Source organism: Muribacter muris (assembly GCF_001038205.1).
GTDB classification, from domain to species: Bacteria; Pseudomonadota; Gammaproteobacteria; order Enterobacterales; family Pasteurellaceae; genus Muribacter; species Muribacter muris.
In genome coordinates this window covers 1-9,730 of record NZ_JWIZ01000039.1, presented here as the reverse complement: position 1 = coordinate 9,730, position 9,730 = coordinate 1, and the positions used below count along the sequence as shown (strand labels likewise).

The window sequence follows — 9,730 nt, the reverse complement described above, 5'->3', positions numbered from 1 at the left end:
GATATTTATAATAAAATTAAACATTAGATATTTATATAAAATTAAATAATTTATATTCAATAAAACCAATATCAACGTATTTGTAGGGGCGCACTGCGTGCGCCCACAACACGATGAAATAAAATTAAATATTAGATATTTATATGAAATTAAATAATTTATATTCAATAAAACCAATATCAACGTATTTATACGGACGCACGACATACGCCCACAGCACGATGTAATAAAATTAAATATTAGATATTTATAATGAAATTAAATCATTTATATTTAATAAAACCAATATCAACGTATTTATACGGACGCACGGCATACGCCCACAGCACGATGGCATAAAATTAAATACTAGATATTTATATAAAATTAAATAATTTATATTCAATAAAACCAATATCAACGTATTTGTAGGGGCGCACTGCGTGCGCCCGATATCGCATTTAATCAATTTCAATATAAAACATCGATACAAAACGGCGAGAGAATAATGTTAATTTTTCGATTAAGATCACAAAAATAAGGACACACAATGCACATCAATGAAAACACCATAGAACAAGCCTGTTTGGCGGATTTTCAGGCGCAAGGTTGGAATTATACGGACGGGCGAACCATTTTGGCAGACGGGGAAAATCCGTGGCGGGAGCGCTCGAACGAGGTGGTTTTCCGTCCATTGCTGTCCGAAGCGGTTCAACGTCTCAATCCGCAACTGCCCGACTCGGCGGTATTGGAAGTCGTTCAACAGGTATGCAGTATTTCGGGGGCAAATTTAGCCGAGCGTAATCAGGCGCTTTACCGTTATTTGCGTTCGGGTGTGCGGGTGGAATATCGGCAGTCGGACGAAACCAAAGTGGACTATGCCCGCTTGGTGGATTTTCAGCAGCCGAATGCCAACCGCTTTGATGTCATCAATCAGCTCACCATTAAAGGCACGAAAGGCAATCGCCGCCCCGATGTCATTGGTTATATCAATGGTTTGCCGTTGGTGGTGATTGAGCTGAAAAATCCGCTGAAAGAGAGTGCCAGCCTCACTCAAGCCTTTAATCAGTTACAAACCTACAAAGATGAGATCGCCGATCTGTTTATTTATAACCAAATTCTTGTGATTAGCGATGGCACGGAAACGAAAATGGGGTCGCTGACCGCTAATTTGGAACGTTTTACCCCGTGGCGTGTGGTGGACGAACAGCAAAAACAGCGGATCAGCTTCGATAACAGTTTAGCGGATTTTGTCAATGGCTTAATGCAGCCCGAAGCCTTGTTGGATTATGTGCAAAATTTTATTGTGTTTGAAAGCGATGAAAAAGGCTTACCTATCAAGAAGATTGCCGCTTATCACCAATTTTACGGCGTCAATGAAGCGGTCGATTGCACCCTACTCGCCACCAGCCCCGAAGGCGATGGCAAAATCGGGGTAATGTGGCATACGCAGGGATCGGGCAAATCCCTCTCAATGCTGTTTTATGCGGGCAAATTGCTCTCGCAACCCGCCCTGCAAAACCCGACAATCGTGGTCGTAACCGATCGTAACGATTTAGACGGGCAGCTCTACCAAACGTTCTCCGGCGGCAAAGCGCTTTTACGCCAAGAACCTATCCAAGCAGACGGGCGGGATAATCTGCGTGCCGAACTCGCCAAACGGGAAACGGGCGGTATTTTATTCACCACCATTCAAAAATTCGGTTTGCAAGCGGGCGAAGAACGTCACCCGATGCTTAATGACCGCCACAATATTATTGTGATTAGCGATGAAGCCCACCGCAGCCAGTACGGCTTTACGGAAAGTATGAACGTCAATACTGACAAACAGCAAGGTAATTACAAAGTCGGCTACGCCAAACATTTACGAGATGCGCTACCAAATGCGTCTTTTATCGGCTTTACCGGCACGCCGATCAGTCTTGAAGATAAGGATACGCAGGACGTATTTGGGCGTTATGTCTCCATTTATGATATTAGCGATGCGGTGGAAGACGGCGCAACCGTGCCGATTTTCTACGACTGCCGCCAAATTCCCCTCAAAGAGAGCCTGAAATTCAATGACAGCATACAAGAAGTCGAAAACCTATTTACTGATGACGAGCAAAGCTACAACTTTCGGCTAATGGAAAAACTGATGGGAATGGACGGGCGTTTGGAAAAATTAGCCAGCGATTTCGTCAGCCATTTTGAAGAACGTACCGCACTAATGGACGGCAAAGCGATGATTGTGGTTGCCAGCCGTCAAATTTGTGTGAAATTGTACGACAAAATTACCGCCCTCCGCCCCGATTGGCATTCTGATGATCTTCAGCAAGGGCAAATTAAAATTGTGATGACCGGTAGTGCCGGTGATCCTGCCGAAATGCAGCCGCATATCTATGCCGTACAAGATAAAAAAACGTTGGAAAAACGCTTTAAAGATCCAAATGATCCGCTCAAGGTCGTGATTGTGCGGGATATGTGGCTGACGGGCTTTGATGCCCCCTGCTGTAATACAATGTACATCGACAAACCAATGCGCGGGCATAATCTGATGCAGGCTATCGCACGGGTCAATCGGGTGTTCCGCAACAAAAGCCGAGAAAACGGTGGCTTAGTGGTCGATTATATCGGGCTGACCGGCGAGCTGGAAAAAGCGATGCAAACATACAGCAAAGCGAACGGCAAGGGCAAAATGGTGCATAATCTCGAAACGGTGTTGGATAAAATGCGTGAGCATATTGATATTATCCGTGGGCAATTTGCTACCCCAGTGCAAAACAAGCGGTTCGATCTGCTCCATTCTTTGCAAATCACGGACGAACGTTTGCTCTACCAACAAATTTTGCTAGCTGCCAACCACATTCTTGGCTTAGACGGCGAACCGAGCGAAGGCGAAAAGAAAACCCCGACCCCACGCAAAAATGCGTTCTTGCGGGCGGTCAGTTCAGCGAAAAAGGGCTTTCAACTCTGCGGGACATTGTCGGAAGCACAAACCTATCGGCGGGAATTGGCATTTTTTGACGGCGTGCGAGCCATTATTACCAAAAAAGAAGATAATCCGACCGCTTGTAATGCAGAAGATCGCCAATTAAAACTGGTGAAACTGCTCGATCAGGCGGTGGAAGCACAAGGCACGGTGAATTTGCTCGAACTGCTGAACCGAGATCGCCCGAATTTGAATTTGCTCTCGGACGAATTTTTGGAAATGGTGAAAAACAGCCAAACCCAAAACCTATGGCTAACGGCAATAGAACGTTACCTTGCCCAGCAAATTCGAGACAAAGCCGCCAATAATATCACCGCCCAAAAAGACTTTGAACAACGGCTTAAAGAGGCTTTGACGAAATACCATAATCAAAGCCTATCGGTGCTTGAAGTGTTGGAGGAACTTATCTGCTTAGGCAAAGATTTTGTCGAACGTTTAGCACGGGGTGAAAAATTAGGGCTTTCTCCGGCGGAAATCGCCTTTTATGATGCGTTGATAAAAAACGACAGTGCGGTACAGGGGCTGGGTGATGAAACGCTGAAAGCACTAGCGAAAGAAATCACTGCCCAACTACGCCAATCCGCCACGATTGATTGGCAATATAAAGAAGCCGTGCGTGCCAAAATGCGCACCCTTGTCCGCCGCACGCTAAAACGCTACAAGTACCCGCCGGATCAAGAACCGGAAGCCATCGCCAGAGTACTGGAACAAGCGTCAATCATTGCCGATGAGTTGAGCAGTTAGCGCCCACGATTTAAAAACACCATACCGTTTTCGACAAACAAAACGATTTGATTTATAACGGACGCCAGCGTGGCGTCCCTACATTTGAAGGAAAAGGCGAGAAATTAACGAATAAAATAATTCTCTATAATTGAACAAAATATTATTTTTGGGGAAATACAACATCACGTTTGAACGTAGGGACGCTACGCTGGCGTCTGTTTTATAATGTCATCTATCCGTTATGATGTAATATTGCAGATTTTCCTCCTAAATAGACCGCTTGCTTGCAATGGGAAAATTTTACAAACGTACAAACTGTTATTTCAATATGAATATCAGAAAAGTAAGAAAAGGAGGGTTTACCCTCCTCTCTTTTATGTTTTAGCCGTCTTCCAAACTTTTCAGCAATTTCCATCCAAATTCCGCCCGCCAGCCTGTCAGTAATTCGGGCAATTTATCAGGGTTTTGCCTGTTTTGATGCCACTTAAACAGTTGATTAAGCTGCCGCTTAGTTGCAAATAATTCATCGGCAAGTGCAGGCGGTTTTGCCGCCGGTAAGGCCTTTTGCAACACTTTCAGCATTGGTTTATAGCCCGCTTCATCAATCAGGCGGGTAATCGGCGGCGGGTAATTTTCCGGCGCAACGGCTCTGCCCTGTTCCACCAACCAGAGCAACTTTTTGCCGTAAATACGCACTTCATTCGGGTGCATAAATTCCAGTAAGGCGGAAGTATGTTTCGGCTGGTGCTTGGCAATGTGCCACAATCCCTGCTCTTTTACCAAAAAATTAAGGGCGATATCCCGTTTCTGTGCTTCTTCCATTCGCCATTTGGCTAAAATTTGCAACACTGCTAACTGTTGCGGTTTGAGCTGCCACGCATTGCCAATCTCTTTATAAGCATCATTTGGGTCAAGCAGCTGGGTACGTTTTGCCATTAGCCCTTCGCACTCTTCTTTTACTGCCACCTGCCAACCGCTTGCTTGCAGTGCGGCACTGAGCTGGTGATAAATCGGCAACAGATAATGGACATCTGCCGCTGCATATTGCAGTTGAATATCGGAGAGCGGGCGTTTTAGCCAATCGGTGCGTGATGCACCCTTATCTAGTGCAATATCAAAATAGTGCTGGACTAATTTGGCAAACCCAACGGACACGCCTAGTCCGGCAAAGCCCGCCATCACCTGTGTGTCTAACATCGGCTGGGGTAATTGCCGGAAAGCGTGCTGAAAAACATCAAGATCCTCTCCGCAGGCGTGCAGCACTTTCAGCACGTTATTATCCGCCAATAATGCGACAAAGGGTGAGAAATCGGTGATCGCAAGCGGGTCGATTAGGCATAAATTTTGCCCGTCAAACAGTTGGATTAAACCTAATTTCGGGTAATAGGTGCGGGTGCGGACAAATTCCGTATCCAGTGCCACAACAGACTGGCGGCAAGCGTTGTGGCAAATTTCCGCCAGTTTCTGATCGGTTTCGACCCAGATATAATTGAGTTTATTAGCCATTTTTATCCTTATTTAGTTTGCCTACGGGTTCACTTTTCGCCATTTAATTTATCCGACAAAATAATTTTGTGAACTGGCTCTCATTCTTGCAACAAAGCATTTGCTATTCTCAATAAAGTTAGCAAAATAAAGAAATTATCGTATGGAGCGAACCCAATGAAAACATCATCGAACGAGTATAAATATCAACACTTAGGTAAAGTCTTCCGTTTAGTTGAACAATTTGAACTGATCTCCCGTACCGATTTAGCCAAACTTTCCGGCTTTGCCCCTGCCTCAATGACAATGCTGACAAAAACCTTGATCGAGCATAAATTTATTTTAGAGCGGGCATCGCAAAATTTGCCGTCCCGAGGTCGTCCGGCGGTCGGACTTTCCGTTTCGCCATTTTATTGGCACTTTGTCTGTTTGACAATTTCTTCAAACAAATTAGCAATTTCCCTGTGCGAGCTAAACGGTCAAGCCGTACAACAGGCGGATTATACCGTGGATAAAGCGGAATATCCGCACCTTACCGAAGCGATTTTTGCCCGTTTGCAACATTTTATGGCAAACCACCCGCTTGATCAGGCGCAAATCTTGGCAGTGTCCATCAGCGTGCTGGGCAAAATCAATGCGGAGAAAACGGCGATCACACAGCTAGGGCAGCATTCTGTGCAATGCCCGCTCTCTACCTCACTGGCAGAAATGTTCCACTGCCCCATTCTACTGAACGAACATTTCCAACTGTGGTTTTTAGCGGAATCCACCCTCGGCAGTTTGATTAGCAACGATAATGTGATTTTCTTACAACTGGACGACACCATCAATCTCAGTGTGCTGCTCAAGGGGAAATTACTGCATCAAGACGAACATAAGCGAATGAATGTCGATAAAATGATAATGCCGAAATTCTCGCCGTTAAGTGAAGAAATTGCCGCTGAAATGGACGAAATGCAGCGTTTCCAACTGGCTAATCAAGTTACCCTTCCGGCATTAACCCGCTTGATCGACCGCTATCTGCCAAATACACAAGAGGGCGTATTACCGAAAATTCAGTGGTTTTGTCAATGTGTAGAACGTCAAAATCCGCACGCTCTCGCGATTTTAGAACATCTTAGCGACAATTTAGCCTATATGCTGATGAATTTGATCAATATTTTTTCCACCGAAAAAATTATGCTCAACAGCCCGTTATTACACATTAAGACCCCGCTATTTGAGCGGGTACAGGCAAAATTAGGGCAAAATTTACTGCGCCACGATCTGAATATCGATCTCGTTACCAGCCAATACGATTGGAACAGCCCGCTCATTCCGGCAGTGGCGATTAAACTCGGTATCTATAAAGGCAATCTGCTCAAAAATCTCATTGAATTTAAATAAAAATACAAAGAATTTGATCGAGAACATTATTCTTTTATTACTTTTTCGTTAAACTATACCGAATTTTGTAACCGTTTCTTAACGGAGAAGATTATGCCTTGTTTATTCATTGCAGGTACGGACACGAACGTGGGAAAAACCATTGTAACACGGGCGTTACTCCAAACCTTAGCCCAATACGACATTCCGGTAGTCGGCTATAAACCGATCGCCTGCGGCGGAGATGATTCCCTGCCGACCGAGCCGAATCAAGACGATTATGCGTGCGAAAATAACAGTGATGTGCTGATTATTCAGCAAAGTTGCCCGACCGCCGTGAATTATCGGGAAATTAACAGCTACTCATTTATTCACTCCAGCACGCCGGTATTTGCCGCACTGGACGCCGTACGCCATATTTCCGTGAGCAAGCTCAACGGTGATCTCGCCCGTTTAAAACAGAACTATCATAACGTTTTGGTTGAAGGCACTTACGGCTGGCTAACCCCCATCAATAAAGATTTGAGCTTTGCCGACTGGGTGAAAGAAAACCAAATGCCGACCGTTTTGGTGGTTGGCATTAAAGAGGGTTGTGTCAATCACGCCCTTTTAACTGCAGCGGCAATCAAACAACAGGGGGTAGAACTGATCGGTTGGGTGGCAAATCGGATTAACCCCGGCTTACGCCATTATGCCGAACTAATCCAACTTTTGACCCAGAAAATTGACGCACCGTTACTGGGGCAAATCCCTTATATTGGCCATCCCGACAAAAAAGATCTCTCCCCGTTTATTCAGCAGCCTGAACCGCTGTTACACTACTTCCGCAAATAATTGCAAGCGGTCAGATTTCACGCATTTTTGACAACAACACGGCTAGTTTCATTCAAATCAAGGAGCGCATACCGGCGTCCGCTATTAAAACAAATGATATAAGCCGTGGCACATCATATCGATTTATGCAAAAAAGGACATCAAATGATGTCCTTTCTATTATGTCGAACGATTACATTATCTGTTGTTGTAACTGCCCGATAATCTGCGGATTTTCAAGGGTGGAAATATCTTGGGTAATCATTTCGTTTTTCGCGATCGAACGCAATAAACGGCGCATAATTTTGCCGGAACGGGTTTTCGGCAAATTATCCGCAAAACGAATATCTTCCGGACGGGCAATTTTGCCGATTTCGTTCGATACCCAAAGTTTCAATTCTTCAGCAAGCTGTTTGGCTTGCTCGCCTTCCGGTCTGACCCCTTTCAGTACCACAAAGGCAACCACCGCTTCGCCTTTGATCTCGTCCGGTTTACCGACAATCGCCGCTTCTACGACATTTTCGTGAGCGACTAATGCCGATTCAATTTCCGCCGTGCCTAAACGATGTCCGGACACATTTAATACGTCATCGGTACGCCCTAAAATCCAAAAATAGCCGTCTTTATCCCGTTGCGCCGAATCGCCGGCAACATAATATTTACCGCCAAATTCTTGTGGGAAATAGCTGGATTTATAGCGTTCCGGATCGCCCCATACGGTGCGTAACATTGACGGGAACGGACGTTTAATCACTAATGCGCCAGCTTCCTCCACCTCGCACTTCTGCCCCTGTTCATTGACCACATCCGCCATAATGCCCGGCAACGGCAAGGCGCACGATCCCGGTTTGGTCGGGTTAACGCCCGGCATTGGGGACAACATTATCGAACCGGTTTCCGTTTGCCACCAAGTATCGACTATCGGGCAACGGCTACCACCGACCACTTCATAGAACCACAGCCACGCCGCCGGGTTAATTGGTTCACCCACGCTACCGAGCAAACGTAGCGATGAGAGATCGTATTTTTTCGGGATATGATCGCCCAAGCGGGTTAAAGAGCGGATTAAGGTCGGCGAGGTGTAAAGCACGGTAACTTTGTGGCGTTGGATCATTCGCCAAATCCGTCCCGCATCGGGATAATTCGGCACGCCCTCGTAAATAATCTGCGTTGTGCCATTTGCTAACGGGCCATAACAGACATAAGAATGCCCCGTGATCCAACCGACATCGGCAGTACACCAATACACATCATCGGCTTTGTGATCGAAAATTGAGTAAAACGAGTTTGTCGCCCCTAATAAATAACCGGCGGTACTATGCACTACGCCTTTCGGCTTGCCCGTTGAACCGGAGGTGTAGAGGATAAACAACGGATCTTCGGCGTTCATCCATTCCGGTTCACAGAACGCAGGCTGATTTTTGGACAATTCGTTCCACCACAGATCACGCCCTTTTTTCCAAGGGGTATCAATATTGACACGGTGATACACCACCACATTTTCTACGGTTTTACACCCTAATTCGAGCGCTTCGTCCACCGTTTCTTTCAATGGAATAATCCGCCCGCCCCGTAAGCCTGCATTTGCGGTAATCACCAATTTTGCTTGGGCATCTTCTACCCGATCACGCAATGCGCCCGCCGAAAAGCCGCCGAACACCACCGAGTGAACCGCCCCAATTCTAGCACAGGCCTGCATTGCAATCACCGCTTCAGCAATCATCGGCAAATAGATGATGACCCGATCTCCCTTTTTCACCCCTAACTCACGCAGCGCATTCGCAAAGCGGCACACCCGATTGTGTAATTGCGCATAGGTAAATTGGGAAACCTGCCCGAAGTCCGATTCAAAAATTAACGCTATTTTATCGCTTTTATCCGGTAGATGACGATCCAAGCAGTTATAGGACACATTTAAAGTACCATCACTAAACCATTTATAAAACGGTGCTTCGCTGTCGTCAAAAATCTGCATAAACGGTTTTTTCCACGTGATAAGCTCACGGGCAAGATCCGCCCAATACTGTAAATAGTCCTTATCCGCAAAGTCCCAGAGGGATTGATAATCTTCCAAACCGGACACATTGGCTTGTCGGCGAAATTCATCTGTCGGTTTAAAAGTTTGTTGTTGCGAGTGCATAGCGTTCCTCCAAATTCAATTTATTAAGATAGGACGGACTGTACCGCTGTTCGTCGTTGCACGCTACTTTATAACCAGTTAATACTTGGATCAATATTTGTTAATAAAATGTTATGTGATCTAGTTCTCAAAATAGACATTTAGTTGCAAAATGTTGTCAATGATCTTCCAAAATTGAACCACAAAGATCCTTTAAAAGTGTTCCACTTTTATTATTTCTTAATTACGATGTTTAAATCGATAAGATTCAT

Annotated in this window: 5 protein-coding genes; 3 read left to right on the top strand and 2 right to left on the bottom strand. The window is 45.4% G+C overall.

Annotated features, from left to right (window positions below; all coding sequences use genetic code 11):
• Positions 1-529: 529 nt before the first annotated feature.
• Positions 530-3,694, top strand: coding sequence for a type I restriction endonuclease subunit R (locus RO21_RS06940; protein ID WP_047977078.1), 3,165 nt, complete (start codon positions 530-532; stop codon positions 3,692-3,694).
• A 363-nt stretch (positions 3,695-4,057) separates the two neighbouring features.
• Here the strand turns inward: RO21_RS06940 and rnd are convergent, their stop codons facing one another.
• Positions 4,058-5,182, bottom strand: coding sequence for a ribonuclease D (rnd, locus tag RO21_RS06935; RefSeq protein WP_047977077.1), 1,125 nt, complete (start codon positions 5,180-5,182; stop codon positions 4,058-4,060).
• A gap of 156 nt (positions 5,183-5,338) precedes the next feature.
• On the opposite strand from rnd, the gene RO21_RS06930 reads away from it, so the two are divergent.
• Positions 5,339-6,547, top strand: a complete 1,209-nt coding sequence (locus RO21_RS06930) for an ROK family protein (protein ID WP_047977076.1) — start codon at positions 5,339-5,341, stop codon at positions 6,545-6,547.
• A 93-nt stretch (positions 6,548-6,640) separates the two neighbouring features.
• The gene (gene bioD, locus RO21_RS06925) at positions 6,641-7,360 is read left to right on the top strand and encodes a dethiobiotin synthase (protein WP_047977075.1); all 720 of its coding nucleotides are present in this window, start codon (positions 6,641-6,643) and stop codon (positions 7,358-7,360) included.
• Between the two features lie 172 nt (positions 7,361-7,532).
• Here bioD and acs read toward each other — a convergent pair whose 3' ends face one another.
• Positions 7,533-9,479 (bottom strand): acetate--CoA ligase, encoded by a 1,947-nt coding sequence (gene acs / locus RO21_RS06920; protein ID WP_047977074.1) that lies wholly within the window; start codon positions 9,477-9,479, stop codon positions 7,533-7,535.
• Between the last annotated feature and the right edge of the window lie 251 nt (positions 9,480-9,730).

Excerpts from the sequence above, each read along its gene's own strand:
- RO21_RS06940 (WP_047977078.1), top strand. The coding sequence starts at position 530 with ATGCACATCAATGAAAACACCATAGAACAAGCCTGTTTGGCGGATTTT.
- rnd (WP_047977077.1), bottom strand. The coding sequence starts at position 5,182 with ATGGCTAATAAACTCAATTATATCTGGGTCGAAACCGATCAGAAACTG.
- RO21_RS06930 (WP_047977076.1), top strand. The coding sequence starts at position 5,339 with ATGAAAACATCATCGAACGAGTATAAATATCAACACTTAGGTAAAGTC.
- bioD (WP_047977075.1), top strand. The coding sequence starts at position 6,641 with ATGCCTTGTTTATTCATTGCAGGTACGGACACGAACGTGGGAAAAACC.
- acs (WP_047977074.1), bottom strand. The coding sequence starts at position 9,479 with ATGCACTCGCAACAACAAACTTTTAAACCGACAGATGAATTTCGCCGA.